The 761-nt window shown below is 35.7% G+C and carries 1 pseudogene; it reads left to right on the top strand.

Annotation, left to right across the window (positions count from 1 at the left end):
- Positions 1 to 449: pseudogene (locus tag B0A78_RS12920) on the top strand (transposase); the annotation flags it as partial.
- Positions 450 to 761: the final 312 nt, after the last annotated feature.

The raw sequence follows: 761 nt of genomic DNA, 5'->3' as shown, positions 1-761 counted from the left end.
TAAACAAAATTCAAATCGATGGCATCAATTTCATCCAACACATTCAATATCGAGCTTTCAACGAAGGAACTCGTCTGCAAAGCAGTGTTTTTTGCGCCCAGAATTTAACTAAAACAAAAGTAAAAATACTTGGAGCAGATGCCATTTACGCCACCAACAAAAATCGAACGTTCACTACAACCAATACTATCCAAACCGATTTTGTACGTAAAGGAAAAGCTGGAAAAAATGAAGAACAACGCAAAATTTTAGCCCAACACATCAAGAAAGAACGAGCTACTCGCCTAGAAGGAAGTTTTGGCAAGGAAAAGGAACATTACCATCTCAAGAAAATCAAAGCCAAAACCCAAAAAAGTGAGATACTTTGGATTTTCTTTGGCATTCACACAGCCAATGCTTTAGAAATAGGGCGAAGAATTTATCAGCAACAGCAAACTTTAGTAGCATAAAAAAATGAAAACTAGCCTCACTGGGGAACGTGCGTCCTGTTGCGAACCAAAAACCAATTTTTAAACATTTGAATCCGCCAAAAAACAAAAATGACCCAAAATTGTAAATCAAAATGGGGCATTTTTTTATTTTTTTACAAAAGTGTGGTTACTTCTGAATGTGCCTATTTAGACTAACCAATCTGTTTGCTTAATTTAGAAATCCCACAGGTTTTTGACTTGATCTTTTTTGATCACGATTGCTAGGGGTTAAAAATAAAACCGATAATTTAGTTATTATCGGTTTTTATCAGTGGGGAGAGCAGGATTCGA

The organism is Flavobacterium columnare NBRC 100251 = ATCC 23463 (assembly GCF_002530675.1).
GTDB classification, from domain to species: Bacteria; Bacteroidota; Bacteroidia; order Flavobacteriales; family Flavobacteriaceae; genus Flavobacterium; species Flavobacterium columnare.
The sequence above is the reverse complement of the archived record's forward strand: the minus strand, read 5'-3'. Positions and strand labels throughout refer to the sequence as shown.